Genomic DNA, 24,427 nt, shown 5'->3' with positions numbered 1-24,427 from the left:
GTTCCCGCCTCCCTAGTCTTCGTCCCGGCGCTGCACCAGGCGCCAGTTGATGATCGAGAAGATGACGACGACGAGGAAGATGCCCCACGCCACGGCGGCGCCGTAACCGAAGTCGTTGTTGTCGAAGGTCTGCTGGAAGAAGTAGAGGACCATCGTCCGGCCCGCGTGGTCCGGACCGCCGGAGAACGTCGAGTCGTTCGAGGTGTTCTGCAGCAGCACCTGCGCCTCGGTGAAGCTCTGCAGGCCCGTGACCGTGGAGACCACGAGCACGAACAGCAGGGTCGGCCGCAGCATGGGCAGCGTGATCCGGAAGAACGTCTGCACGGGCCCGGCGCCGTCCACGCGCGCCGCCTCGTACAGCTCGCTCGGGACGGTCTGCAGCCCCGCGAGGAAGATGATCGCGTTGTAGCCGACCCACTGCCAGGTCATCAGCGTCGCGATGGCGACCTTGATGCCCCACGGCGTGTTCAGCCAGGCCACCTGATCCAGGCCGACAGCCCGCAACAGGGCGTTCACCAGGCCGAAGTTGGTGGAGAACACCGAGCCGAAGACGATCGCGATCGCCACCACCGAGGTGACGTTCGGCAGGAAGTAGGCGAAGCGGTAGACGTTCTTGAAGCGGACCGCCGCGTTGAGCATCACGGCCGTGATCATCGCCAGGAAGATCATGGGGAAGGTGGCCAGCGCCCAGATGATGATCGTGTTGCCGATCGAGCTCCAGAAGTCGCTGTCGCTCACCAGGTACCGGTACTGCGACAGGCCCGCCCACTCCATCGAGCCGAGGCCGTCCCAGCGGTGGAAGGAGAGGTAGAGGGAGAAGCCGACGGGGATCAGGCCGAAGGCGAGGAACAACAGATAGAACGGGGATATCGCGGCATACAGGTGCCAGTACTTGCGCCACCCCTTCTTCGGCCGCGTGGCGGGTGGGTCCGCCAGGACCACGGGGGGCCGCTCCAGCGCGGGGACGGTGGCCATCAGTAGCTCACCCCCAGGTGCTGCGCGATCCGCCGGCACTTGCTCATGGCGTCACTCCAGGCCTTCTTCGGGTCCTTGCCGAGAACACCGACGTTCTTGATCTCGTCCTTGATGGGCTGCCCGAGCGCCACGTCGAACGGGCTGTTGTAGGCGACCACGATCTTCTGCGCGGCGGGCCCGAAGACGTCCGTCGTCACCTGGCCGCCGAAGAAGGGGTCTGCCTCGCGCAGTTGCTTCAGGCCGTACGAGGCGGGAGTGGACGGGAAGAGGCCCGCGTCGACGTAACCCTGGGCCTGGTTGGAGGCGTTGAGCATCCACGCGATGATCTCGAAGGCCCGCTCGGGCTCCCGGCACGCCTTGGTGATCGACAGGAACGAACCGCCGTTGTTGGCGGGCCGCACGGGCATGTCGGCGACCCGCCATCTGCCCTTGGTCTTCGGCACGCCGTTCTTGAGGTCGTAGGTCGCCCAGGAGGCGCCCAGCTGGCTGGGCAGCTTGCCGTCCTCGACGGCCGACAGCTGGTCCGGGGTGCCGGTGACCAGGTTGGAGACGAGCCCCCGCCGCTTGGCCTCCACGGCCAGAGCCCACGCGGCCCGCACATGCTCCTGGTCGCCGATGAAGGCGCGGTCCTTGTCGACGTACCGCTTGCTGCCCTGCTGCACCACGTTCTCGAAGACGCTGTTGACGTCGGTGAGCAGGGACGTCCCCGGGATCCGCTTGCGGAGCCGCTCGCCCGCCGCGAAGAACTTCTCCCAGGTGTCCAACTCCCGGGACACGTCGGCGGGTTCGTACGGCAGCCCGGCCTTGCGGAAGACCTCGTACTGGTAGAGGTGCGCGACCGGACCGCAGTCGATCGGGAAACCGATCATGGAGCCGTCGTCGGCGATGCCCTGGTCCCACTTCCACGGCAGGTACTGGCTCTTGTACCTGTCCGCGCCGAGCGTCCGCAGGTCCACGAACTGGTCCGCGTTGGGCAGGTAGGACGCCATGTCCTCGCCCTTGAGGCCCGCGATGTCGGGGATGTGGGCGCGGCCGGACATCGTGGTGATCAGCTTGGACCGGTAGTAGCCGCCGATCTTGACGGCCTTGAGGTCGACCGTGCTGTCGTACCGGGCCCTGGCCTTGTCGATGACCGTGTCGCCGAGGCCGCCGTCCCAGTACCACAGGACCATGTTGCGGCCGGTCGAGCCGGTCGGAACGGCACAGCCGGACGCCAGGCCGCCGAGCGCCGTGGCGGCCGTGCCGGCCAGGCCCGCGCGCAGCAGGCCTCTACGTGAGAGCCACACAGCTCCCACCGTCCTTTCGGATCTGTTCTGTACTTCGCGTGTGGGGGATCAGTACTGCCGGGCGGGCGGGGTGACGGGCGCGTACCGCACGGGAGGACCGGGGTCCTGCGGCAGCCGCTCCGCCAGGAAGCCGTACGCCCGCTTCAGTTCGGGGTCGGTCAGGGCGCGCCACCAGCGGTCGACGCCGTACCAGCCGGGGGCCGCGAGGGCGCCCCCGTGGTGCCGTACGGACAGTCCGGCGGCCAGTACCGCGAACCGCAACCGTTCCTCCAGCGGCCAGCCGCCGAGCGAGGCCGCGACGAAGCTCGCACCGAAGACGTCCCCGGCGCCCGTCGCGTCCAGGACGTCCACGGCCAGAGCCGGTACGTCCGCGTACTCGCCGGTCGTCTGGTCGACCGCGACCGCGCCGTCCCCGCCTCGTGTGACCACGGCCACCGGGACCAGTTCGGAGAGGGTGCCGAGGGCCGCGACCGCGCTGTCGGTGCGGGTGTAGGCCATCGCCTCGGTCTCGTTGGGGAGGAAGGCATGGCACAGGGCGAGCTGGTCCAGGAGGGCGGCGGACCACTCCTCGGTGGGGTCCCAGCCGACGTCGGCGTAGATCTGCGTGCCGTTCGCGGCGGCCTTGGCGAGCCAGGCGCGCGGTTCGGCCTCCAGGTGCACGAGGGCCGTGCGTGCCTCGGGCGGGTCGCCCATCAGGTCGTCCTGCGAGTACGGCGGCTCCTGGCCGTGTGTGACGAGGGCCCGGTCGTGACCGTGCGCCAGCGCGATCGTGACCGGCGTGTTCCAGCCGTCCGCGACACGCGAGAGCGTGAGGTCGACGCCCTCCTGGCCGGTGAGGACCTCCTGGCAGTACGCGCCGTAGAAGTCGTCGCCGAAGACCGTGGCCAGGGAGGTCCTGAGGCCGAAGCGGGAGGCGGCGACGGCCAGATTGGCGATGCCGCCCGGTCCGCAGCCCATGCCGGCCGTCCAGATCTCCTCGCCCGGTGTCGGCGGCCTGCCCAGACCGGTGAGGACGAGGTCGTAGAAGAGCAGCCCGGTCAGCAGCACCTCGGGCCGGTCGTCATCCACGTGAAGGTCCTCTCATCCGGAGAGCTCGTCAAAACTCTTCATTTCGGTGACCGGAATCGTCCGCTGATCCGCGAGATTGGTCAATACCCGAGCAGAACTGAGCATGGAAATGATTGAAGATGACGAGTAGTGTTCACGTCGTGCTGGCAGAACGACGACATCAACTCATCCTGCGCGCCCTGCGCTCCGGTGGCCCCGCGGCCGTGACCGATCTCTCCGAGCAGCTGGGTGTGAGCCCCGCCACGATCAGGCGTGACCTGGTCAAACTCGAGGACGACGGCATGCTGACGCGGGTGCACGGTGGCGCCGTGGCCGACGAGGGCGACCAGCCCTTCGCCGAGGTCGCCGAGGTGCGCGTGGTGGCGAAGGACGCCATAGCCGCGCGGGCCGCCGCCATGGTCACGGACGGTCAGTCGGTGCTGCTCGACATCGGCACCACCGCCTACCGCCTGGCCCGGCAGCTGCACGGCCGCCGGCTCACCGTGATCACCAGCAACCTGGTGGTCTACGAGGAGCTGGCGGACGACGAGGGCATCGAGCTGGTGCTGCTCGGCGGCATGGTCCGGCGCGAGTACCGCTCCCTGGTCGGCTTCCTCACCGAGGACAATCTGCGCCAGCTGCACGCCGACTGGCTCTTCCTCGGCACCAGTGGAGTGCGCCCCGGTGGGCAGGTGATGGATACGACGGTCGTCGAGGTCCCGGTGAAACGGGCCATGATCAAGGCCAGTGAGAAGGTCGTCCTGCTCGCCGACTCGGCGAAGTTCCCGGGCACGGGCATGGCGAAGGTCTGCGGTCCCGAGGACCTGGACGCGGTGGTGACGAACGCGCCGGTCGACCCGGCGACGCTGGCCTCCCTGGAGGAGGCCGGTGTCGACGTGGTGCCGGCAGGGACACAAGGAAAGGCGGGCGCGGCGTGAAGCTGACGATTCTGGGCGGCGGCGGGTTCCGGGTGCCCCTCGTGTACGGGGCGCTCCTCGGGGACCGCGCCGAGGGCCGCGTCACCCATGTCGTGCTGCACGACCTGGATTCCCGGCGGCTGTCCGCGGTGACCCGGGTGCTCGCCGAGCAGGCCGCCGGGGTGAGCGACGCGCCCGAGGTGAGCGCCACGACCGACCTCGACGAGGCGCTGCGCGGCGCCGACTTCGTCTTCTCCGCGATCCGCGTCGGCGGTCTGGAGGGCAGGGCGAACGACGAGCGGGTGGCGCTGGACGAGGGCGTCCTGGGTCAGGAGACGGTCGGCGCGGGCGGCATCGCCTACGGTCTGCGGACCGTCCCGGTCGCCGTCGACATCGCCCGGCGGGTGGCCCGGCTGGCCCCGGACGCCTGGGTCATCAACTTCACCAACCCGGCCGGCCTGGTCACCGAGGCCATGTCCCGCCATCTCGGCGACCGGGTCATCGGCATCTGCGACTCGCCGGTCGGCCTCGGCCGCCGTATCGCCCGCGTCCTGGGCACCGACCCCCGCGAGGCCTGGATCGACTACGTCGGCCTCAACCACCTCGGCTGGGTACGCGGCCTGCGCGTGGCCGGCCGGGACGAGCTCCCGCGGCTGCTCGCCGACCCCGACCTGCTCGGCTCCTTCGAGGAGGGCAAGCTCTTCGGCGTCGACTGGCTGCGGTCGCTGGGCGCGATCCCGAACGAGTACCTGCACTACTACTACTTCAACCGGGAAGCCGTCCGGGCCTACCAGCAGGCCGAGAAGACCCGCGGCGCCTTCCTGGCCGACCAGCAGGCCCGCTTCTACGAGGAGATGAAGCGCCCCGACGCGGCCGCCCTGACCGCCTGGGACCGCACCCGCGCCGAGCGCGAGGCCACCTACATGTCCGAGAACCGGGAGACGGCCGGCGCCGGCGAGCGCGACGCCGACGACCTCTCCGGCGGCTACGAGAAGGTGGCCCTCGCCCTGATGCGGGCCATCGCGCGCGACGAGCGCACCACCCTGATCCTCAACGTCCGCAACCAGGGCACCCTCTCGGTGCTCGACGAGGACGCCGTCATCGAGGTGCCCTGCCTGGTCGACGCCAACGGTGCCCACCCGGTCGCCGTCGCCCCGCTGCCCGACCACGCCACCGGCCTGGTCTGCTCGGTCAAGGGGGTCGAACGCGAGGTGCTGGCCGCGGCCGAGTCCGGCTCCCGTGCGACGGCCGTGAAGGCGTTCGCGCTGCATCCTCTGGTGGACTCGGTCAATGTGGCCCGCAGGCTGGTGGAGGGCTACACAGACGTCCACCCAGGCCTGGCGTACCTTGTGTAAGCGGGCCTAGTAAGCGCTTTCTGGCCTTCGGGCTCTTCCCCTCCCTGGCTTCCCGGTTCTCTGGAGATCTTCATGCACGACGAACGACGCCGGATCGAGGAGCGCGTCGAGCGCGTCCACAACCAGCGCATCAAGGCCGCGATCTACGCGGACACCGTCCCCCTCGAGGTCGTGGCCTGGCACGCGCCGGGCGAGCCGGTCCCCTTCGAGGAGGCCGCCGCCGCGCCCTACGAGCCCTTCGCGATGGACACCCCGTGGGGCCCGCCGTGGGGCACGACCTGGTTCAAGATGCGCGGGCAGGTGCCCGCCGAGTGGGCCGGAAAGCGCGTCGAGGCCGTCATCGACCTCGGCTTCGTGGGCGACTGGCCGGGCAACCAGGCCGAGGCGCTGGTCCACCTGCCCGACGGGACACCGCTCAAGGCGGTCAACCCGCTCAACCAGTACGTGCCGATCGCCAACCCGGCGACCGGCGGCGAGACGATCGACTATCTCGTCGAGGCGGCCTCCAACCCCGACATCCTCGCCGACGACTTCTCGAAGACCACCCACCTCGGTGACGTCCTGACCGCCGGCGACAAGCCGCTGTACACCTTCCAGCGCGCCGACATCGCCGTCCTGGACGAGGAGGTCTGGCACCTCGACCTGGACCTCCAGGTGCTGCGCGAACTCATGGTCCACCTCGGCGAGCACGAACCGCGCCGCCACGAGATCATGCACGCCCTCGACCGGGCCATGGACACCCTGGACCTGGACGACGTCTCCGGCAGCGCCGCCGCCGTCCGCGAGGTGCTCGCCCCCGTCCTGGCCCGGCCCGCGCACGCCAGCGCCCACACCGTCTCCGGTGTCGGCCACGCGCACATCGACTCCGCCTGGCTGTGGCCGATCCGCGAGACCAAGCGCAAGACGTCCCGCACCTTCTCCAACGTGACGTCCCTGGCCGACGAGTACGACGACTTCATCTTCGCCTGCTCCCAGGCCCAGCAGTACGAGTGGGTGCGCGACAACTACCCCAAGGTGTGGGCCCGCATCCAGGACTCGGTCAAGAAGGGCCAGTGGGCGCCCGTCGGCGGCCAGTGGGTCGAGGCCGACGGCAACCTGCCCGGCGGCGAGGCCATGGCCCGCCAGCTCATCCACGGCAAGCGGTTCTTCATCGAGCACTTCGGCGTCGAGACCAAGGGCGTCTGGCTGCCCGACTCCTTCGGCTACACCGCCGCCTACCCGCAGCTCGCCAAGCTCGCCGGCAACGAGTGGTTCCTCACCCAGAAGATCTCCTGGAACCAGACCAACAAGTTCCCCCACCACACCTTCTGGTGGGAGGGCATCGACGGCACCCGCATCTTCACCCACTTCCCGCCCGTCGACACCTACAACGCCCGCTTCAGCGGCGAGGAGATGGACCGCGCGGTCCGCAACTACCGTGAGAAGGGCGGCGGTACCCGCTCTCTCGCGCCCTTCGGCTGGGGCGACGGCGGTGGCGGCCCCACCCGCGAGATCATGGAACGCGCGCGCAGGCTCGCGGACCTGGAGGGCTCGCCCAAGGTCGTCGTGGAACACCCCGACGACTTCTTCAAGGCCGCCCGGGACGAGTACCCGGACGCCCCGGTCTGGAACGGCGAGCTCTACCTGGAGCTGCACCGCGCCACCTACACCTCCCAGGCCCGCACCAAGCAGGGCAACCGGCGCAGCGAACACAAGCTCCGCGAGGCCGAGTTGTGGGCGACGACGGCCGCGCTGAACGCGCCGGGCTACGCGTACCCGTACGAGAAGCTCGACCGGCTGTGGAAGACGGTCCTGCTGCACCAGTTCCACGACATCCTGCCCGGGTCGTCGATCGCCTGGGTGCACCGCGAGGCGGAGGCCGAATACGCCCGGGTGGCCGAGGAGTTGGAGGTGCTGACCGCCGAGGCCCTCGCCGCGCTGGGCGCCGGAGGCCCCCGCGTGTTCAACACCAGCCCCTACGACCGCTCCGACGTGGTCCGTACGGCCGATGGCGCACCCGCGTACGTGGAGGTGCCCGCGAGCGGCAGCGCGCCGCTGACCGACGCCCAGCCCCCGCAGCCGGTGAAGGCCGAGGGGCGGGTCCTCGACAACGGCCTGGTCCGGGTCGAGGTCGCGACGGACGGCACGCTGTCGTCCGTACTCGATCTGCGGTCCGACCGCGAAGTCCTCGCCGGCCAGGGCAACCTGCTCCGCCTGCACACCGACCTCCCGAACTACTGGGACGCCTGGGACATCGACAAGCACTACAAGAACCGCTACACGGACCTGTTGGAAGCGGAGTCGGTGGCCGTCGTCGAGGAGGACCCCCTGCTCGGCGCGATCCGGGTGACGCGCTCCTTCGGCAAGGGCTCGACGATCACCCAGACCATCACCCTCCGCGCCGGCAGCCCCCGCATCGACTTCGACACCGAGATCGACTGGCACGAGGCCGAGAAGATCCTCAAGGCCGGCTTCCCGGTGGACGTCCGGGCGGCGCACTCCTCCGCGGAGATCCAGTTCGGCCACGTCCAGCGGCCCACCCACACCAACACCAGCTGGGAGGCGGCCCGCTTCGAGGTCTCCGGCCACCGCTGGGTGCACATCGGTGAGCCCGGCTACGGCGTCGCGGTCATCAACGACTCGACGTACGGCCACGACGTCACCCGCACGGTCCGCGAGGACGGCGGCACGACCACCACGGTCGCCCTCAGCCTGGTGCGCGCCCCGCGCATCCCGGACCCCGAGGCCGACCAGGGGGCGCACCGATTCCGGTACTCCCTGCTCCCCGGCGCTAGCATCGACGACGCGGTCGCCGAGGGCTACGCACTGAACCTGCCGCTGCGGGTGGCGGACGCGGCGGGCGCCCCCGAGCCGGTCGTCTCCGTGGACGGCGAGGGAGTGACCGTCGAGGCGGTCAAGCTCGCCGACGACGAGTCCGGCGACGTGGTGGTCCGCCTCTACGAGTCCCGCGGCGGCCGTGGCCAGGGCGTGCTGCGCACCGGGTTCCCGCTGGCCGGCGCCCAGGTCACCGACCTGCTGGAGCGCCCGCTGGAAACCACCGACGTCTCCGACGACGGCACGGTCGCGGTGACACTGCGCCCGTTCCAGGTGCTGACGCTCCGTCTGCGGCGCGGCACCACCAGCCGCTAGCACCGGCGCCCGGGGGCGGGCGCGCTCGCCGCGCCCGCCCCCTTCCCCCGAGTCCCCTAGAGTTGCCCCGACTTCCCCCTCAGTTCCCCCAAGTGGCCTGTCCTGTCGAGGAGTTCAGCCATGCCCATGCAGCAGTGGTTCACCGACGCCAAGTTGGGGATCTTCGTCCACTGGGGGATCTACGCCGTCGACGGCGTCCAGGAATCCTGGTCGTTCTACGACGACATCGTCCCGCACGACCGGTACATGTCCCAGCTCGACCGCTTCACCGGCGCCCGGTACGACCCCAGAGCCTGGGCCGACCTGTTCGCCCGGGCCGGTGCCCGGTACGCCGTCCTCACCAGCCGCCACCACGACGGCGTCGCCCTGTGGGACACCGCGTACGGCGATCTCGACCTGGGCCGCGACTACCTCACCGGCTACGCCGACGCCCTGCGCGAGAAGGACCTCAAGGTCGGTCTGTACTACTCGCACTCCGACTGGAACCACCCCGACTACGCCTCCACCCGCAAGCCGGGCCGCCCGCCGGAGCAGGAGGACAACCGCTACTCCGAGGTCGCGGCCGAGGACGAGGACCTGGCTGCCTGGGAGCGGTTCATCGCCTACCGCGACGGCCAGATCCGCGAACTCGCCTCCCGCTACCGGCCCGACCTGATGTGGTTCGACGGCGAGTGGGACCGCAGCGAGGAGCAGTGGCGCATCCCCGAACTCGCCGCACTCATCCGCTCCTACTCGCCCGACGTCGTCTTCAACGCCCGCATGCTCAGCGAGGGCGACTACGCCACTCCCGAACAGGGCGCCCCCATCGAACCGCCCGCCGGGCCCTGGGAGTTGTGCCTGACGATCAACGACTCGTGGGGTTACCAGCACCACGACCACAACCACAAGTCGCTCAGTCAGCTGATCCGCTACTTCACCGAGACCATCGGCGGGGGCGGCAACCTGCTGCTGGACGTCGGCCCGCGGGAGGACGGCACCATCCCCGAGCCGCAGGTCGAGCGTCTCGAAGGCCTCGGGGAGTGGATCCGCAGGCACTCCGAGGCTGTGTACGGGACGGTCCGCGGGCTGCCGGCCGGGCACCACTACGGGCCCAGCACCCTCTCCGCCGACCGCCGCACCCTCTACCTCACCCTGTACGACATCCCGCGCGCCGAGATCGGCGTACGCGGCCTCGTGACAAAGGTCCGCAAGGTCTCCGTCCTCGGCACCGGCACCGAACTCGCCCACCGGGTCGTGGGCGGGCTGCACGAGGCCGTCGGCGTGCTGTGGATCGACCCGCCCGCCGCGGCGGACCTCGACCCGCACGCGACGGTGCTCGCGGTCGAACTGGACGGTGAGCTGGAGCTGTACCGGGGAGCGGGCCGCTTCTGAGCCGGGGACACCCGGCCCGGCAAAGGCTGACCCGCCACGGCCCCGGCACCTCGACGGTGCAGGGGCCGCGCGCGCTCAGCCGGTGAAGCCGGCCGTGATGGACGTGAACTGCCAGGCGTTCTGGCTGATGCCGGAGCAGTTGCTGGTCACGCCGCCGCCCGGGCAGGAGCGGTCGCGGTTGACCGACCAGAAGGCGAGCCGGGCGATGTGGTGGCCGTTCGCCCAGTCGCGGATCTGCGTCCAGATCGCGGTCGAGGTGAGTTCCTGCTGGTCGGACAGACCGTTCATGCCGGAGATCCCGACGTGCGCGTAGGCGGTGGCGTCGTCCCAGCCGAAGGTGGACTTCAGCTTCGCCTTGAGCCCCTCCGTCGCGTTCACGGTGTTGCCGTACATGTCGGCGCCGCCGCCGAAGTCGAACGGCATGATCGTGAAGACGTCGATGTTCGCGTTCAGCGCCTTGGCCTGCTCGATCAGCCGGTTGCCCCAGGACGTCGGGCCGGTCGTGGAGGTGCCGAAGGTCAGGATCGTGCGCAGGCCCGGGTTGTTCGTCTTGACGATCTTCAGGGCGTTCAGGATCCGGTCCTGGACGGTCGCGTTCTCGAATTCGTCCGTGTTCTCGATGTCGACGTCGATCGCCTTCAGCCCGTACGCGTCGATCACCTTCTGGTAGGCACCCGCGAGCGCCTCCGCCGTCGAACAGTTCGGGCCGAGCTTGTTGCCGCTCCAGCCGCCGATCGACGGCACGATGTCACCGCCGGCCGAGCGGATCGAGTTGATGACACTCTGGTCGTTGCCTCCGGTCAGCGGCCTGCTGCCGTCCCAGGCGGGGTTGCAGCCGCCGGAGGAGAGGACGAACGCCATGGTGTACCACTTGATCCCGGTCGCGCTCATCACCGAGGTCGCGCTCGGCGGATCGCCCCAGCCGAGGTACAGATACGGCGCGGCCTGCTTGAAGCCGGTGCCGCCGCTGCCCTGCTCGGTGGTGACGCTCACCGGGCCGGAGGCCGCCGACGTGTTCCCGGCGGCGTCCCGCGCCTTCACCGTGAAGGTGTACGCCGTGGCGGGCGCGAGTCCGCTGACCGTGGCGGACGTACCGGAGACGCTGAGCACCTGGTTCGAGCCGCTGTAGATGTCGTAGGCCGTGACCCCGACGTTGTCCGTCGAGGCGTTCCAGCTGAGGGACACGCTCGACGACGTCCGGCCCGTGGAGGTCAGTCCGCCGGGCACCGTCGGCGCCTGGGTGTCCGTACTGCCGCCGGGGCCGTCGAGTGAGATGTCGTCGGCGTAGTAGGTGCCCTGCGCGTACCAGCCGTGCACGTAGACGGTGGCGCTGGTCTGGGAGGCGCCGGTCGTGAAGGACACGCTCAGTTGGCTGTACGCCGACGGTGACGACGTCCATGTCGAGGCGCCGCCGTCCACCCCGAGGTAGACGTAGGAGCCGCGTACCCAGCCGCTGAGCGTGTACGCCGTGTTGGGGCGGACGGCGACGGTCTGCCCGCACTTGGCGATGTCACTCGAACTCACCGCGCCCGCGAGGGCCTTGGTGCCGCCGTGCACGGGGGAGGAGACGACCGAGCCGAGGCCGCCGCCGCAGGACCAGGGGGAGAGGCCCGACTCGAAGCCGGGGTTGGGCAGGACGTTGGCCGCATGGGCCGTACCGGGCAACGCGACGGCCCCCGCGAGGGCGAGGGCCGCGGTCCCGAGAAGAGCGAGGAGGCGACGTCCGGGACGTCTGAGTGGGTTGCGCACGCGATCTCCCTGAAGAATGGGGGTGTTCGGGAGTGCAGAGATGTGCTGAACGATGCGCAACCAAGTTGGTATGGACCAATCGCCCTGTCAAGGGTCGAGGACAGGATTGGTCCATACCTGTAACCGCGGGGAGCGTGAAGGCCGCGGGCGGAGCCGAAGGCGTCCTGAAGCGGAGCCGAAGGCGGCCTAAAGGGGCAGGGCGCTCGCCGCGCTCGCCGTCTCGGTCCTGACCGGCGAGTCGACCTGAGCCGGCTCGATCGGCGCCCGCTCCATCGCCGGAGGCAACGACTGCTGCGGAATCGACACCGCCCGCAACGGCCGCGGCCCCGACACCACCGAGTAGTCCTGCCCCAGGAACGGCGGAGCCATCTCCCCCGGATCCTCGCCGAGCGCCAACTGGACGGCGGCCCAAGGGGCGTTGACCCCGCAGAGGGACAGCTGGTGCAGCCCGCCCGCCGGGCGTGTGTTGACGTCCATCAGGACCGGCGTGTCGCCGAACATCCGGAACTGGATGTTGGACAGGTAGTGCAGCCCGAAGCCCTCGGCGATCTGTCGCGCCGGCTCCAGCCACTGCTCGGCGAGCGTGAACCCACGACGGCGGCCGTTCTTGGTGCGGCCGATGGCCAGCCGGATCCGGTTGTCGGGTCCGGTGAGGCAGTCGACCGACACCTCCGGCTGCTCCAGACGCGGCATGACCAGCCAGTCCACCGGTTCGTCGGCCTGCTTCAGCGCTTCCAGCACCAGATCGAGCGGGACGTACGGGCTAGGGAAGCCGTTGAGTTGCGTGAGCGAGAAGGGGGTTCGGGTGATGACCCGGAAGCCCACCCCGCCCGCGCCGGACGCGGGCTTGAAGCACGCCTTGTGCCCGCCGGCCTCCAACTCCTCGACGGCCGCGAGCAGTTCGTCTGCCGACCGGGCCCGCCACCACGGTGGCACCGGCACCCCGATCGCCTGGACGGCCTCGTAGGCGATCACCTTGTCGTGGAAGACGGCCACGGCCTCCGGCGGTGGCGCGAGCAGCGCCGTCCCGGCCGCCTCGAAGTCGGCGCGGTGCGCCACGATCGCTGCCTGGTGCAGCCGGGGCACGAACACGTCGATGCCGCGTCGCATGCACTGGTCCAGCGCGTACTCCACGTACCCGGCCGGGGACAGGCCCTCCGGCTCCAGGTCGGCGGTGTCGGCGGCGGCCAGGACGGGGGAGTCGGCGTCGCCGTGTGTCGCATGGATCTCGACGGCACGATCGCTCGGATTTCTCCGCAGCTGATCCATGAAGAACACGTTCTCCGCGTACGTGCGGTTGAGCCAGACGCGTACGCGAGAGACCATGCAGGCCGTCCTTTCAAGGTTCGCGGGCACAGCGAAGCAGGCCGTGCCCGGCAAAGGGTGTTGGGAGGTACACCAAACCGCCCCCGTGCGAAGGGACATTGTGGCGGTGGTGTTGGGGCGATCATACGGCGTCCGAAGGGTCGCGCGTGCAACGTGCGTGTTACGGATTATCCGATCAGGTGGACACCGAGCATCCGGGCGGGCAACACCGCTGGTGCGAGGCGTACGGAACACCGTCGGCACGAGACAGGTCGTTATCCGGTCGTCATCCGGCCATCCAGCCATCCAGCCATCCGGCCGTCCGGTGATCCGGTAGTCGGACATGAGGATCGCGGGCGCGCGGGTGGACCACGGACCGCGCGCCACCGGACGGCCGACCGGACCCGTCGCCCGGGCGAGCCGAGCCGCCCTTGTCCCCGGGCCCCCGGGTGTGTTCTCGTGGTCACATTCGGGAGTCGGAGGAGGCGAGAGGTGACGTCGACGGTCGGCGGTGCCGGACAGCTGCTGGCCATCAGTGACCTGCACATCGGCTACGAGGAGAACCGCGCGCTGGTCGAACGGATGCGGCCGGAGACCGACGACGACTGGCTGCTGGTGGCCGGCGACGTCGCGGAGACCGTGGCCGACATCCGCTGGGCGCTGAAGACGCTCGCGGGCCGTTTCCGCAAGGTCGTCTGGGCCCCGGGCAACCACGAACTGTGGACCCACCCCAAGGACACCGTCACCCTGCGCGGAGTCGCCCGCTACGACCACCTCGTCGACGTCTGCCGGGAACTCGGTGTGACGACACCCGAGGACCCCTACCCCATCTGGAACGGCCCGGGTGGTCCGGTCGCGGTGGCCCCGCTCTTCCTGCTCTACGACTACACGTTCCTGCCGGCCGGCTGCTCGACCAAGGACGAGGGGCTGGAGTACGCGCACGGCACCGGGATCGTCTGCACCGACGAGGCCCTCCTGCACCCCGATCCCTACCCGACCCGCGAGGCCTGGTGCCGGGCCCGGGTCGCCGAGACCGAACGCCGGCTCGCCGCGCTGCCCGACCACCTGCCCGCCGTCCTCGTCAACCACTACCCGCTGGACCGGCACCCCACGGACGTCCTGTGGCACCCCGAGTTCGCCATGTGGTGCGGCACCCGGCTCACCGCCGACTGGCACCGCAGGTTCCGCGTCGAGACCATGGTCTACGGCCATCTGCACATCCCCCGCACCACCTGGCACGAGGGCGTCCGCTTCGAGGAGGTGTCGGTGGGCTACCCCCGCGAGTGGCGCAAACGTGCCGAACCACCGGGGCGGCTGCGCCGCATCGCACCGAGGGAGGTCCGGGCGCTGTGATCGAGGAACTGATGCCCGGCTCGGTGGTGACCGTGGAGGTGTACGGCCACGACGAGATCGAGAACCCGGGGCTGTACCCCGAGGAAGAGGCCGTCGTGGCCCAGGCGGTCCGCAAACGGCGCCGCGAGTTCGCCGTCGTGCGCTCCTGCGCCCGCCGGGCCATGGAGAAGCTCGGCGTGCCGCCCCAGCCCATTCTGCCCGGGGAGCGCGGCGCCCCGCAGTGGCCGGCCGGACTGACCGGCAGCATGACCCACTGCGACGGATACGGCGCCGCCGCCCTGGTCCGCACCACCGACCTGGCCTCCCTCGGCATCGACGCCGAGCCCGACGGACCGCTCCCGGACGGTGTCCTGGACGCCGTGGCGCTGCCCGCCGAACGGGAGCGCCTGCTCCGGCTCACCCATGACCACCCCGCGGCCCACTGGGACCGGCTCCTGTTCAGCGCCAAGGAGTCCGTCTACAAGGCGTGGTTCCCCCTCACCCGGCAGTGGCTCGACTTCTCCGAGGCCGACATCGAGATCGGCGTCGACCCCGGCGAGCGGCCGCACGGCTCCTTCCGCGCCGAACTCCTCGTCCCCGGGCCGCTGGTGGGCGACCGACGGATCGGGCGGTTCGAGGGCCGCTGGGCCTTCGGACGCGGGTTGGTGGCGACGGCCGTCACCGTGCCGCACGACTGACGTACGGCACGACAGCCGTGGCTCACGACTGACGTACGGCACGACCGACGTCGTCGCGCCTGCCGCCCCGCGGCACCTACGGCTCCGGTGGGCACCAGGTGTGCAGCAGCCGGAAGAACGCCTCCTCGTTGCCCGTCAGCCCCGCCTGAGCCAAGGCCTGTTCCGCCTCGGCGAGCACGGCGGGCGGAACGACGGGTGGTCGGCCCGCGCCAGACCCGCCGGGCGCCACGTCGAACGCGGCCCGCACCGTGTGCAGCAGCCGAAGATAGGCCTGGACGGCGGTGCGCTCGTGGTCGGTCAGTACGGCGGTGTGCATCGGGCGGCTCTCCCCAGGTCGACTGCTTGGGTCACGCCGCACACGGCGGCGCACATCCAGCTTGCCGCCCGCCACTGACAATCCGGCCCCGCCGCACACCGGTTCGCCCGCTTAGCGGAGGCGAAACCTCTCCGAAATCCCTGGCGGGAATGCCCCTCTACGCTGGAGTGAAGGGCTTTCGGGCGCTCCCCGACGACCGACGGAACAGGAGGCGAGTCCGTGACCGACGCCCCGCGACTCCACTCGGCGTACACCGTACGGCTGCGCCCCGTGGGCGACGCGGAACTCCAGCTCCGGTACCGCGTCGTGCACGGCTACCGGCGCGCCTACCTGATGGCCGGCGACGGCCCGGCACTGGTGCTCATCCACGGCATCGGGGACTCCTCCGCGACCTGGACCGAACTGATCCCCGACCTCGCCCGCACCCACACCGTCATCGCCCCCGACCTCCTCGGCCACGGCGCCTCCGACAAACCGCGCGCCGACTACTCGGTGGCCGCCTACGCCAACGGAGTGCGCGACCTGCTCACCGCCCTCGGCATCGAGTCCGCGACCCTCGTCGGGCACTCGCTGGGCGGGGGAGTCGCCATGCAGTTCGCCTACCAGTTCCCCGAGCTCACGGAACGACTCATCCTGGTCAGCGCGGGTGGAGTGGGCCGCGAGGTCAACCCCGTCCTGCGGCTGGTCTCCCTGCCCGGCGCCCATCTGATGCTGTCCGCGCTGCGGCTGCCCGGTATGCGGCTCCAGGTCGGCCTGGCCGCCCGGCTGATGAAGCTTCTCGACACCGATCTCGGCCAGGACGCGCAGGAGTTGCTCACCCTGGTGGACGCGCTGCCCGACGAGACCTCCCGCAACGCCTTCATCCGCACCCTGCGCGCGGTCGTCGACTGGCGTGGACAGGTCGTGACCATGCTGGACCGCGCCTATCTCACCGAGGGCATGCCGACCATGCTGCTCTGGGGCGACCGGGACAGCGTGGTGCCGGTGCGGCACGCGTTCAGGGCGCACAAGGCGATGCCGGGCAGCCGACTGGAGATCTTCGAGGGCGCGGGCCACTTCCCGTTCCACAGCGACCCGGCCCGTTTCGTCGCCCTCGTCGAGGAGTTCACCACCGGTACGGATCCCGCCGACTGGAGCCTCGAGCACTGGCGCGACCTCCTGTGCGAGGGCCCCATCACCCCGGGCCGCCCGGACGACGCCCGCGATCGCGTGAGGGAACGCGATCTGCGGGAGGTGAGCGAACGCAGCGCGACCTGACCCGCATCGCCGGTCGGCTCAGGGCCCGTCCAGGTCGAAGCGGCTGCGGGCGGCGACCTTCAGGACCGGGAAGGGGCAGCTCCGCCACCAACTCGCCGCACAGGCGGCGCCTCTCCCTGCCGTTGCCGATGGTTCTCCCCCGGATCAGGACTCGGGCCGCTTGACGCTCTCCAGGAGCATGTCCAGCCACTCCGCGACCTTGTCGCGGTGCTGGTCGGTGGGCAGCTGAGCGGCGCGCCAGGCGATCTGGCGAACGCCGTGGTCCTGCAGCAGCCGCTCCAACGGGTCGTCGAGCGCCGCGGCCGCCTCCCGTTCGGCGAGCTTCTGCAGGAGCTCCTGCTCGGAGCGCTGGAGGGCCCCCGCGAGCGCCTCGGGGTCCTCGGCCGTCAGGAAACCCGCGTGCACCCGGAAGAAACGCTGAATGGCGTCGCAGTGCTCCATCGTGGGGCGCCGGTCGCCGTTGATGAGCGCGCCGGCCTGCTGCCGGGACATTCCCGCGCCGTCGGCGATCTCCTGCTGGGTGTACTTGCGCCCGTTGGGCTTGAGCCGGGTGCGCCGCAGCAGGTCCAGGCGTTGCAGGAACCGGGCCTGCACATCGGGCTCACCGGCGGGCCGACCGCTCAGCAGGGCCTTGACCACGGGCTCCGGAACACCGGAGGCGACGGACAGCGCGGCGGTGTCGAAGACCTCCGCATGCGCTACGCCGAGCCGGTCGGCCAGTGCGGTGACTCGGCCGACGACGGCCGACAGCACAGCCGACGCCACATCGCCGGGACCCTCGAAGCCGACCGACACCGACAGATCTCCTAGGTCTCCCACTGGCTTCTCACAAGCGGAAGCCGTGAACTCCCCGGAGAGTAGCGGGTTGTTCGAACTTACATCCAGGTCTCGCCACAACTGTGGCCAATTTCAGCCTTCAACAGGCACGAAATGCCACGATAGTTGACACCGCTCGCGTCGGGGCAGCAGGATCAAGAGCGCCGCGTGAAGGCCGCATAGGCAAGAGGGGTGACCTCCCGATGGCATATCAGGCAGGTGGGCAGCGGTCCGTACCGCGGTCTGTCCCCGAAGGCCTTGAGGCCCAGACATATCTCCAGGACTACGCCACCCTCCTGGAAGCCGTCACGTTCCCGTCCGTCGTCCTCGATCACCGCTGGGACGTCGTACTCGCCAACACCGCTTTCGCGTCACTTTTCCGTGGTGTGGGTCCCCACCCGACGGCCATGCCGGGCGACAACTTCCTCAGATTCGTCCTCTTCCACCCCGACGCGAGCACCGTCCTCGCCGAGCACGAGTCGCGCTGGTGCCTGCCGATGCTGGCGCACTTCGCCGCCGCCGTGGAGCGGCACGGCCAGGACCACGCCCTGCAGTCCATCCAGCGCGAGATCGCCCAGGATCCGATCATGGACGCCGCCTACCGGCACGGGCTGCCGCACTGGATCCGCGAGGTCGGCGAGCAGGCCGTCGAGCACGACGGGGCGGTCCGCCCGCTGGTCCACCCCGATCCGCGCTGGGGCGCCACCGACTGCCGGATCGTCGACGAGACCCCGAGGGCGTTGAGAGAAATGGGCTACACCCGGCTGACGCTGGTGCTGCGCCCCGCGCGCCGTTCGGGACCCGCGACGCGACGGACGGTGCGTCCGCGCCGTGCGGCGGGCCACCTCAGCGTGGTGCCCGCCCCCGAGATCTGACAGGCACCGCCGGCGTTCAGGTCGCCGACGGCGCCTCGTCAGCTCATCCCCGGGCCCATCGGCCTGCGGCCGGCAGGTTCTCGTGCCCGTCCGCCGTCACCAGCACGTCGTCCTCGATCCGGACGCCGATGCCGCGTGACGACTCGTCACCTCGGCCATGTACGCGGTCGGTGGGCGGCCTGGTAATCCACTCGTACGGCTCAGTGAGGTGGAGACGTGTCCTTCCCGGCGGTCTCCGCAGCCACCGGCGCCCCGCGCTTGGCCGCCTGGATCTGCTCGTACACATGGGTCCGCAGCTCGGCGAAGCGTGGGGCCACCCGGGTGTGCAACTGGTCGCGCTCGTCCGGCAGATCGACCTTGAGCTGTTCCCGTACGACCGTGGGCGAGGCGGACAGCACGACCACCCGCTCGCCCAAATAGACGGCCTCGTCGATGTCGTGGGTGACGAACAGGATCGTGATGCCGCGCTCCCGCCACAACCGCCGTACCAGATCCTCCAGATCGGCGCGGGTCTGGGCGTCCACCGCCGCGAACGGCTCGTCCATCAGCAGCACCCGGGGCTGGTACGCCAGCGCTCGGGCGATGGCGACCCGCTGCTGCATACCGCCCGAAAGCTGCCAGGGATATGCTCCGGCGGCGTCCGCGAGACCCACCGAGTGCAGTGCGTCCGCCACCAGTTCCCGACGGTCCGCCTTGCTGAAGTCCTTCTGTTTCAGGGGGAGTTCGACGTTCTGGCCGACCCGCATCCAGGGGAACAGGCTGCGGCCGTACTCCTGGAACACGAAGGCCATCCCGGGCGGCGGCCCGTTCACCTCGCGCCCTTCCAGGAGGACCTGGCCCGCCGTCGGCGCGAGCAGGCCGCCCATACACTTCAGCAGAGTCGTCTTGCCGCAGCCCGACGGGCCCACGAGACAGACGAGTTCGCCCGCTTCGACGGTGAAGGTGAGATCGCGCACCGCCTCCACCCGCCGCCCGGATCCCTCGTAGACCTTCTTCAGGCCGCGTACGTCGAGCATGCCCTGCCCTTTCGCAGACGTCACCGGGACCGCCGGGTGGAGTCGCGCAGACCGTGGTACCAGCCCAGCGCCCGCCGCTCGACCAGCTGGAACAGCACCGACAGAACAAAGCCCAGCAGACCCAGCACCAGGATCCCGGTCCACATGTCGGGGATCGCGAAACCGCGCTGGAACTGGACGACGGTGAAGCCGAGCCCGCTGCTGGCCGCGAACATCTCGCTGATGACCATGAGGATGATCCCGATGGACAGCGCCTGGCGCAGACCCGCGAAGATCTGCGGGCTCGCCGAGCGCAGCACCACGTGCCTGAGGCGCGCCGCGCCCGTGATGCCGTACGAGCGGGCCGTCTCCGCCATCACGGAGTCCACCGCCCGTACGCCCTCGACGGTGTTGAGCAGGACCGGCCACACACAGCCGCTCGCGATCACGACGACCTTCATGGTGTCGCCGATGCCCGCGAACAGCATGATGACCGGGATCAGCACGGGCGGCGGCACCGCCCGCAGGAACTCAAGGACCGGTTCGCACACCGCCCGCACCCGCCGGTAGGAGCCGATGACCGTGCCGAGGGTGACGCCGGCCACGGCCGCCGTCGCGTAACCCCCCGCCAGTCTGAGCACGCTGGGCAGTGCGTCCGTGCGCAGTCGCTCGGCCGTCCAGACGTCCGGGAAGGTCTTCAGGATCGTGCGCAGCGGCGGCCAGTACACGTCGGTGTTGCTGTCGGACGCCGCCCACCACACGGCGAGCAGGACGGCGGGCAGCGCGACCGTGAACGCCAGGCGCAGCAGGAACCGCCTCACACTGCCACCTCCCCGCGCACCGACTGGTGCCAGGCCAGGGCCCGCCGTTCCACGGACCGAGCGCCCACGTTGATCAACAGACCCAGCAGTCCGGTCACCACGATCAACGCGTACATGTCGGGCACCGCCTGGGAGTTCTGCGCGATCGCGATCCGGGCACCCAACCCCGGGGAACCGATGACGAGTTCGGCGGTGATGGTCAGGATCAGGGCGACGGCCGCCGCCAGCCTGAGGCCCGTCATGACGTAGGGAAGCGCCGTCGGCCAGAGCACGTACCGGATCCGCGCCCAGGTGCCCAGGCCGTACGACCGTGCCGTCTCGTCGGCGACCGGGTCGACGTCCTGGACGCCGTACATGGTCTGGATCAGCACCTGCCAGAACGAGGCGTACACCACCAGCAGGAGCACCGAGCGCAGTTCGTTCCCGTACAGCAGGACCGCCAGCGGGATCAGCGCGACCGACGGGATCGGGCGCAGGAACTCGATCGTCGAGGCGGTCGCCTCCCGCAGATACGGCACGACCGAGACGACGACCCCCACGACGATCCCCGCGCATGCCGCGACCGCCAGGCCCACCGCCCAGCCGGTGAGCGTGTCGCCGAGCGCCGTCCAGAAGGCGGCGTCGGCGATTTCGTCGCCGAGGGCCTCGGCGATACGGCTGGTGGGCGGGAAGTAGGCCTCCTTGACCAGGCCGAGCCGCGGCACGGCCTCGCCCAGGGCGAGGAAGACCGCGAGTCCGGCCGCACCGAGTGCGCTGTTCACACCCCTCACGGCAGCAGCTTGTCCAGGTCCGGCGCCGTCTTGAAGAGACCGTCCTCCTGGCCCAGCTTCGCCAGCGCCTCGATGGAGGGGCGGTTGGCCTCGGCCGGCCACTTCGGCAGCGTCACCCGCTCCAGTACCGCGGCCGGGATCTTCGTGTACGTCGTGACGATCGCGCGGACCTCGTCCGGATGCGCGTCGGCGTAGGCGAGGGACTCCGCGGTGGCCTCCTGGAACCGCTTCACCACGTCCGGGTTCTTCTGCAGGTACTGCTGCGAGGTGAAGTACAGGGCGACCGTGAGGTCCGGGGCGATGTCGATCAGGGGCGAGGCGATCTGCACGCCGCCCTGGCTCCGGACGGTGGCCGCCGCCGGTTCGACCACACACACGGCGTCGACCTGCCCCTGGTCGAGGGCCGCCGGCATCTGGTCGAAGGCGAGCTCGACGAACTTCACCTTGTCGGGATCGCCGCCCGCCGTGCGCACCGCCGCGCGCACCGCGGTCTCGTTGATGTTCTTGAGGGTGTTGATGGCGACCTTCTTGCCCTCAAGCTCCTTCGGCGACTTGATGGTGCTGCCCTTCTTCACCATGAGGGCGTTGAAGTCCTTGCCCCGTACGCCTGTTGAGGCGCTGGCGTTGGTGACCGCTTTGACGGGCACGTTGTTGGTCTGCGCGACCATCAGGGACGTCACGTTGCTCACGCCGAACTGGAACTGGCCGCTGACGACGCCGGGGACGATCGCCGCGCCGCCCTGTGCGGTCGAGATGGCCAGCTTCAGGCCGTGTTTCTCGTAGAAGCCCTTCTTCTGGCCGAGATAGACGGGTGCCACATCCACGATGGGGATGAGTCCCAGCTTGACCGTGGTGATGCCGCCGGACGAGGCGGCCTCGCCCGACGTACCGGAGTCGCCGGACGAGCCACAGGCCGCCGTGGCGAGAAGGAAGGTGCCCACCGCGAGACCGGCGAACAGACGACGCATGGCTCCTCCTGTACAGACAACGGTGTTCCGACAGGTTGTGCGCACACCGCACAGTAGTGCTCTCAGGGCGTGCAGGGAACGTAGAGCGGGCCGTCCGGCACGGTCAATGGCCATGTCTGACAGGGTTGTTGACAGTCGGCCGGCCGCGTGAAGGCCGGCCTGCGGATCACAGGTCCAGCACGAGCCGCTTCCCCCGGCACCGGGACACACAGATGAGCATGGTCTCGCCGGCCTCCCGTTCCTCGTCGCTGAGCACCGAGTCCCGGTGGTCCGGGGTGCCTTCGAGGACGTCCGTCTCGCAGGTTCCGCAGGTCCCCTCGGTGCAGGAGAACAGCACCTCGACACCGGCCAGGCGTACGGCGTCCAGTACCGACACGTCCGCGGGGACGCTGAGGGTACGGCCGCTGCGGGCCAGCTCGACCTCGAACTCGGTGTTCTGGACCAGCACTTGGGCCTTCGGCTGGAAACGCTCGACGTGCAGCGACCCGGCCGGGCACCGCTCCTCCACCGCGTCCAACAGCGCCTCGGGGCCACAGCAGTAGACGAGGGTTCCCTCGGACACGTCGGCGAGCACCGACGCGAGGTCCAGCAGTCCCGACTCGTCCTGAGGGGCGATCGTGACGCGGTCGCCGTACCGGCCCAACTCCTCGGTGAACGCCATGGACCGGCGCGTGCGCCCGCCGTAGAGCAGGCTCCACTCGGCGCCCGCCGCCTCGGCCGCGGCCAGCATCGGCAGGATGGGGGTGATGCCGATGCCGCCCGCGACGAAGCGGTAGCGCGGGGCGGGCCGCAGCGCGAAGTGGTTGCGCGGACCGCGCACCCGCACCTTGTCGCCCTGCCCCAACTGCTCGTGCACATACGAGGATCCACCGCGCCCGTCCGGCTCGCGCAGCACCGCGACCCGCCAGGCGGTCCGGTCCGCGGGATCGCCGCACAACGAGTACTGGCGTTCCAGGTCCGGCCCGAGGACCACGTCGACATGGGCGCCCGGTTCCCAGTCCGGAAGTTCCTCGCCCAGTGGGTGCCGCAGGGTCAGGGCGAGCACGCCGTCGGCGGCGAACTCCCTGCTCTCGACGACGAGTTCGGCTTCGTACACGCTCATGAGTCGTCTCCTCGCGGCTGGTGGCCTTCCGGGTGGCCGAGCATCCACTCCCACATCTCGACCGGGTCCTGGGCGGTGTGCTCGGCCCCGCAGTGGCAGGTGCCCTGCAGGACGTCGGTGCCCGGCAGCCAGTCGATGCGGTAGACCTCACCCGTAGGGCTCGTCACTGGACCTTCTCCATGGGCTTGTCGCCCTCCTCGACCAGCCGGGCGAGTATACGGCGGGCGGCCAGGCCACCGGTGTCGATGTTGATGCTCAGCTCCTGGTAGCCGGTGCGTTCCGAACCGAGCGTCCGCTGAAGGAGGTTGAGCGCGTCGACGTCCTGCATGACCACCGTGTGGTTGTTGCCTCGTATGAACTCGGTGACCTCGGTGTCCTCGGTCGCCCAGTCCCGCGAGACCATCCAGAAGTCGTACACCTTGCCGTCGGCGGACGGCGTGATGGCGTACGTGATCTCGGTGTGGAAGCCGTTCGGGTCGCTGCCGTCCGCCTCCGGCAGCACACCGACCGGCGCGATCCGGCTGTGCAGCAGATACAGGCAGGGCGCGTGGTACTCGATGTCCTGCCACCGTGTGATCCGGCCCTCGATCCCGGTCGAACGGGCGTAGAACGGCGGGCACTCGGCGTCGTCCATGTGCCGGCTCACCCGTACGATCCCCGCGCCCTCGTCCACCTCGGTGGTGATCGGCGTCTCCGCGACCTCGGGGGTGCCGATGTAACCACCGTGCAGATAGGTCTCGTGGGACAGGTCGAGGAGGTTGTCGACGAGGAGCCCGTAGTCGGCGTCGATGGGCTCCATGCCCCGGACGGTCGTCCAGCCGGGGGAGTCGAGGTGAGAGGCCCGCGGAATCTTCTGCGGGTCGGCGAGCGTCGGGTCGCCGATCCACACCCACACCAGGGAGTCCTGCTCGACGACCGGGTAGGAGGTGACCCGGGCGGTGCGCGGGATCCGCTTCTGCCCCGGCACGTACACGCACGCGCCGGTCGTGTCGTACGTGAAGCCGTGATAGCCGCACACGATCCGGTCGCCGTCGAGCCGGCTCTCGGACAACGGGTAGCGGCGGTGCACACAACGGTCGTGCAGGACGACGGGCGTTCCGTCCTCCTCGGTCCGGTAGAACACCAGCGGCTCACCCAGAATCGTCCGACCGAGCAACTCCTCGCGCCCGATCTCGTGACTGTAGGCGGCTACGTACCACTGGTTCCTGGCGAAGGCGGTCGTGTGCGGCATGGCGGTCCCGTCCCTGTCGGCGGGGCGCCCTCGCCCCGCGTGCCGTGGTTGCACTCAGGGTCGTGACGTCGGTGGTTGCTCGGCAAGACGGCTTCTGTCAGGCGGAAGACCT

22 protein-coding genes are annotated in these 24,427 nt (G+C 70.1%); 8 read left to right on the top strand and 14 right to left on the bottom strand.

Annotation, left to right across the window (positions count from 1 at the left end):
* Positions 1 to 12: 12 nt before the first annotated feature.
* Genes AB0H86_RS36080 through AB0H86_RS36070 form a run of 3 tightly spaced genes read right to left on the bottom strand, consistent with a single transcriptional unit; the run spans position 13 to position 3,329 of the window.
* On the bottom strand, positions 13 to 975 hold the full coding sequence (locus AB0H86_RS36080; RefSeq protein ID WP_362448854.1) for a sugar ABC transporter permease: 963 nt from the start codon (positions 973 to 975) through the stop codon (positions 13 to 15).
* Positions 975 to 2,261, bottom strand: a complete 1,287-nt coding sequence (locus AB0H86_RS36075; protein ID WP_362448852.1) for an extracellular solute-binding protein — start codon at positions 2,259 to 2,261, stop codon at positions 975 to 977. Before AB0H86_RS36075 ends, AB0H86_RS36080 begins: the two co-directional genes overlap by 1 nt.
* Positions 2,262 to 2,309: 48 nt before the next feature.
* A complete protein-coding gene (locus tag AB0H86_RS36070; protein ID WP_362448850.1) occupies positions 2,310 to 3,329 on the bottom strand; it encodes a carbohydrate kinase family protein in 1,020 nt (339 codons plus the stop codon).
* Positions 3,330 to 3,469: 140 nt separating this feature from the next.
* Here AB0H86_RS36070 and AB0H86_RS36065 point away from each other — a divergent pair, with 140 nt between their 5' ends.
* The 4 genes from AB0H86_RS36065 to AB0H86_RS36050 all read left to right on the top strand — a co-directional run bounded on the left by AB0H86_RS36065 (position 3,470) and on the right by AB0H86_RS36050 (position 10,080).
* Positions 3,470 to 4,246, top strand: coding sequence for a DeoR/GlpR family DNA-binding transcription regulator (locus AB0H86_RS36065; protein WP_362448848.1), 777 nt, complete (start codon positions 3,470 to 3,472; stop codon positions 4,244 to 4,246).
* Positions 4,243 to 5,580: a 6-phospho-beta-glucosidase gene (locus AB0H86_RS36060; RefSeq protein WP_362448846.1), complete on the top strand. Its 1,338-nt coding sequence runs from the start codon at positions 4,243 to 4,245 to the stop codon at positions 5,578 to 5,580. The genes AB0H86_RS36065 and AB0H86_RS36060 overlap by 4 nt, the downstream gene beginning before the upstream one ends.
* A gap of 72 nt (positions 5,581 to 5,652) precedes the next feature.
* Positions 5,653 to 8,709, top strand: a complete 3,057-nt coding sequence (locus tag AB0H86_RS36055; protein WP_362448844.1) for a glycoside hydrolase family 38 C-terminal domain-containing protein — start codon at positions 5,653 to 5,655, stop codon at positions 8,707 to 8,709.
* A 120-nt stretch (positions 8,710 to 8,829) separates the two neighbouring features.
* Positions 8,830 to 10,080, top strand: a complete 1,251-nt coding sequence (locus AB0H86_RS36050) for an alpha-L-fucosidase (protein WP_362448842.1) — start codon at positions 8,830 to 8,832, stop codon at positions 10,078 to 10,080.
* A 75-nt stretch (positions 10,081 to 10,155) separates the two neighbouring features.
* Here the strand turns inward: AB0H86_RS36050 and AB0H86_RS36045 are convergent, their stop codons facing one another.
* Both AB0H86_RS36045 and AB0H86_RS36040 read right to left on the bottom strand, forming a co-directional pair.
* On the bottom strand, positions 10,156 to 11,829 hold the full coding sequence (locus tag AB0H86_RS36045) for a carbohydrate binding domain-containing protein (protein ID WP_362448840.1): 1,674 nt from the start codon (positions 11,827 to 11,829) through the stop codon (positions 10,156 to 10,158).
* 186 nt (positions 11,830 to 12,015) lie between these two features.
* On the bottom strand, positions 12,016 to 13,155 hold the full coding sequence (locus tag AB0H86_RS36040; protein ID WP_362448838.1) for an ATP-grasp domain-containing protein: 1,140 nt from the start codon (positions 13,153 to 13,155) through the stop codon (positions 12,016 to 12,018).
* 471 nt (positions 13,156 to 13,626) lie between these two features.
* On the opposite strand from AB0H86_RS36040, the gene AB0H86_RS36035 reads away from it, so the two are divergent.
* The gene (locus AB0H86_RS36035; RefSeq protein ID WP_362448836.1) at positions 13,627 to 14,487 is read left to right on the top strand and encodes a metallophosphoesterase; all 861 of its coding nucleotides are present in this window, start codon (positions 13,627 to 13,629) and stop codon (positions 14,485 to 14,487) included.
* A complete protein-coding gene (locus AB0H86_RS36030; RefSeq protein ID WP_362448834.1) occupies positions 14,484 to 15,164 on the top strand; it encodes a 4'-phosphopantetheinyl transferase superfamily protein in 681 nt (226 codons plus the stop codon). Before AB0H86_RS36035 ends, AB0H86_RS36030 begins: the two co-directional genes overlap by 4 nt.
* A 76-nt stretch (positions 15,165 to 15,240) precedes the next feature.
* Here AB0H86_RS36030 and AB0H86_RS36025 read toward each other — a convergent pair whose 3' ends face one another.
* Positions 15,241 to 15,480, bottom strand: a complete 240-nt coding sequence (locus AB0H86_RS36025) for a hypothetical protein (protein WP_362448832.1) — start codon at positions 15,478 to 15,480, stop codon at positions 15,241 to 15,243.
* Positions 15,481 to 15,699: 219 nt separating this feature from the next.
* On the opposite strand from AB0H86_RS36025, the gene AB0H86_RS36020 reads away from it, so the two are divergent.
* A complete protein-coding gene (locus AB0H86_RS36020) occupies positions 15,700 to 16,737 on the top strand; it encodes an alpha/beta hydrolase (protein ID WP_362448830.1) in 1,038 nt (345 codons plus the stop codon).
* A gap of 144 nt (positions 16,738 to 16,881) precedes the next feature.
* Here the strand turns inward: AB0H86_RS36020 and AB0H86_RS36015 are convergent, their stop codons facing one another.
* Positions 16,882 to 17,532: a helix-turn-helix transcriptional regulator gene (locus AB0H86_RS36015; protein WP_362448828.1), complete on the bottom strand. Its 651-nt coding sequence runs from the start codon at positions 17,530 to 17,532 to the stop codon at positions 16,882 to 16,884.
* A gap of 224 nt (positions 17,533 to 17,756) precedes the next feature.
* On the opposite strand from AB0H86_RS36015, the gene AB0H86_RS36010 reads away from it, so the two are divergent.
* Positions 17,757 to 18,428: a hypothetical protein gene (locus AB0H86_RS36010; RefSeq protein WP_362448826.1), complete on the top strand. Its 672-nt coding sequence runs from the start codon at positions 17,757 to 17,759 to the stop codon at positions 18,426 to 18,428.
* A gap of 200 nt (positions 18,429 to 18,628) precedes the next feature.
* On the opposite strand, the gene AB0H86_RS36005 is transcribed toward AB0H86_RS36010, so the two are convergent.
* From AB0H86_RS36005 to AB0H86_RS35975, 7 genes are all read right to left on the bottom strand, one after another.
* Positions 18,629 to 19,444: an ABC transporter ATP-binding protein gene (locus tag AB0H86_RS36005; RefSeq protein ID WP_362448824.1), complete on the bottom strand. Its 816-nt coding sequence runs from the start codon at positions 19,442 to 19,444 to the stop codon at positions 18,629 to 18,631.
* Positions 19,445 to 19,464: 20 nt separating this feature from the next.
* Entirely contained in the window at positions 19,465 to 20,244 is a 780-nt protein-coding gene (locus tag AB0H86_RS36000; protein ID WP_362448822.1) for an ABC transporter permease, read from the bottom strand.
* Positions 20,241 to 21,014, bottom strand: a complete 774-nt coding sequence (locus AB0H86_RS35995) for an ABC transporter permease (protein WP_362448820.1) — start codon at positions 21,012 to 21,014, stop codon at positions 20,241 to 20,243. Before AB0H86_RS35995 ends, AB0H86_RS36000 begins: the two co-directional genes overlap by 4 nt.
* Positions 21,011 to 21,982 (bottom strand): ABC transporter substrate-binding protein, encoded by a 972-nt coding sequence (locus AB0H86_RS35990; protein WP_362448818.1) that lies wholly within the window; start codon positions 21,980 to 21,982, stop codon positions 21,011 to 21,013. The genes AB0H86_RS35995 and AB0H86_RS35990 overlap by 4 nt, the downstream gene beginning before the upstream one ends.
* A gap of 166 nt (positions 21,983 to 22,148) precedes the next feature.
* Positions 22,149 to 23,084, bottom strand: a complete 936-nt coding sequence (locus AB0H86_RS35985; RefSeq protein WP_362448815.1) for a PDR/VanB family oxidoreductase — start codon at positions 23,082 to 23,084, stop codon at positions 22,149 to 22,151.
* Positions 23,081 to 23,251 (bottom strand): hypothetical protein, encoded by a 171-nt coding sequence (locus AB0H86_RS35980; RefSeq protein WP_362448813.1) that lies wholly within the window; start codon positions 23,249 to 23,251, stop codon positions 23,081 to 23,083. Before AB0H86_RS35980 ends, AB0H86_RS35985 begins: the two co-directional genes overlap by 4 nt.
* Positions 23,248 to 24,315, bottom strand: a complete 1,068-nt coding sequence (locus tag AB0H86_RS35975; protein ID WP_362448810.1) for an aromatic ring-hydroxylating dioxygenase subunit alpha — start codon at positions 24,313 to 24,315, stop codon at positions 23,248 to 23,250. Before AB0H86_RS35975 ends, AB0H86_RS35980 begins: the two co-directional genes overlap by 4 nt.
* Positions 24,316 to 24,427 lie beyond the last annotated feature (112 nt).

The organism is Streptomyces sp. NPDC050997, from assembly GCF_040660135.1.
GTDB lineage: Bacteria > Actinomycetota > Actinomycetes > Streptomycetales > Streptomycetaceae > Streptomyces.
Note: the sequence above shows the minus strand (reverse complement) of the source record. Positions and strands in the feature narration are given on the sequence as shown.

What these genes read in the sequence shown, in the direction of transcription:
- AB0H86_RS36005 (WP_362448824.1), bottom strand. Translation starts at nt 19,444, where the DNA reads ATGCTCGACGTACGCGGCCTGAAGAAGGTCTACGAGGGATCCGGGCGG.
- AB0H86_RS35975 (WP_362448810.1), bottom strand. Translation starts at nt 24,315, where the DNA reads ATGCCGCACACGACCGCCTTCGCCAGGAACCAGTGGTACGTAGCCGCC.
- AB0H86_RS36055 (WP_362448844.1), top strand. Translation starts at nt 5,653, where the DNA reads ATGCACGACGAACGACGCCGGATCGAGGAGCGCGTCGAGCGCGTCCAC.
- AB0H86_RS35990 (WP_362448818.1), bottom strand. Translation starts at nt 21,982, where the DNA reads ATGCGTCGTCTGTTCGCCGGTCTCGCGGTGGGCACCTTCCTTCTCGCC.
- AB0H86_RS36040 (WP_362448838.1), bottom strand. Translation starts at nt 13,155, where the DNA reads ATGGTCTCTCGCGTACGCGTCTGGCTCAACCGCACGTACGCGGAGAAC.
- AB0H86_RS36080 (WP_362448854.1), bottom strand. Translation starts at nt 975, where the DNA reads ATGGCCACCGTCCCCGCGCTGGAGCGGCCCCCCGTGGTCCTGGCGGAC.
- AB0H86_RS36050 (WP_362448842.1), top strand. Translation starts at nt 8,830, where the DNA reads ATGCCCATGCAGCAGTGGTTCACCGACGCCAAGTTGGGGATCTTCGTC.
- AB0H86_RS35985 (WP_362448815.1), bottom strand. Translation starts at nt 23,084, where the DNA reads ATGAGCGTGTACGAAGCCGAACTCGTCGTCGAGAGCAGGGAGTTCGCC.
- AB0H86_RS36025 (WP_362448832.1), bottom strand. Translation starts at nt 15,480, where the DNA reads ATGCACACCGCCGTACTGACCGACCACGAGCGCACCGCCGTCCAGGCC.
- AB0H86_RS36010 (WP_362448826.1), top strand. Translation starts at nt 17,757, where the DNA reads ATGGCATATCAGGCAGGTGGGCAGCGGTCCGTACCGCGGTCTGTCCCC.